Annotated in this window: 1 protein-coding gene; it reads right to left on the reverse strand. The window is 41.9% G+C overall.

Features of this window, described 5'->3' with window-relative positions:
* Window positions 1-1,305: IS4 family transposase (locus ACED53_RS23375; protein ID WP_102250515.1), on the reverse strand; the 1,305-nt coding region annotated here is incomplete at its 3' end.
* Window positions 1,306-1,396: the final 91 nt, after the last annotated feature.

Here is a 1,396-nt window from a genome sequence, read left to right on the forward strand (position 1 = left end):
AGAGTGAACGGCATTTTTGTTCTTAGCATACCGTTGTGGTCTGGGTTTAACTGTTCTAGGGAATGTCCTTTCCCTTCGCCCTTCAAGTATTAAGCTTTCAGCCATGTTGTGGAACCCTTTTAGCTGACGAGGTATTGCGCCTGGTGTTGAGTAAGGTAAGCCTACAAGTAACGCAGATACATGAGCTAATGTGCCGTTAAAACTCAGTTGATAAGGAAGGTAATTTCCCTTTAAATTGAAGCAGAGCTCGACCATCTGGTATCGGATTAAATTGTAAGTAAGCAAGATGCCCCATAACTCCTGCTTTACCAGTTCTGGTAAACGACTTCGCAGCGTGAGACGATTTCCAAGCATGTATTGTTTTTGCTCTCGGTAGCCTAGCTCAATTTCCCAACGATGTTCATAAAGGCCTGCAATATCTTTTGATGGGTAACGCAGGGAGTCCGTCATTGAGGTTAATACTTGGTAGTCTTTTCCTTTAATTTTACGAGTGACAAGTCGAGCGGTTATCGACTTTGGTAAATCAGGCCATAGCTTTCTAGCCCTTGGGTTACTGTGTAATTGAACCAGTTTGTCATTTCGCCCTAAAGATTGAACAATGTCATATTGTGTATTTTTCTTGAGGGGGATAAGCCAATGACGCTCCGAGCCAGAGTCTTGCCATTTATGTAATAAGCCTAAAGAATAGAACCCCTTATCGAACATTGTCACGCTATGGTTTGGTGTTGTTTCTATCAGTTTTTCAGCTAATATCATTTCGTTTGTATTGTAATTATCAAATGCACTGGCCGTAATAATGTGACTGCTTAGTTCCATTTGGCAGACCATTCTCACTTGCGGATATTGCGTCCCTTTTTGTCGAGAAAATGCCTTTTCATTTTGCGGGTTATCGGGCGTTCGCCAAACAACGCCATCGACGCCAAGAAGCGTTAATCCATTCCACTGGGGTAACTTTGCACTTTTTAACCATGACGTAGTCATTCGCTCAAAGACCGCTTTAATTGCGTCTTCACCCAACGTCTTTCGACGTTGAGTTAACGCACTCGGTGCGACAAAAGCTTTACCTGTACGGTCGACAATATCAAGTTGGTTCACTAAATCTTTCATGGATTTACTGTTGTAGATAGCCATTCCAACAAGCAGCCACACCATGGATTCTAAAGTTAATTTCCTCTTTCTCATCGTGACAGTATCAGTAAGAGAATAGGCTTCGTCGATGAGTTCAATTGGAAGCAAGTCAGACAAAGTCTCAACGCTGCTAGGTTTCCAATCATTAATTATGTTTAGAGCTTGAGAAACATCCATAAAAAAATCCAAGTGCATTAAATACACTTGGATTTTGACAGCTCGGAAGGATCCTTCAACCGATCACTTTGGCTTTAACTGATCGGCATTA

The sequence above is a fragment of the Vibrio sp. 1F169 genome (assembly GCF_041439605.1).
Lineage (GTDB): Bacteria > Pseudomonadota > Gammaproteobacteria > Enterobacterales > Vibrionaceae > Vibrio > Vibrio tasmaniensis_A.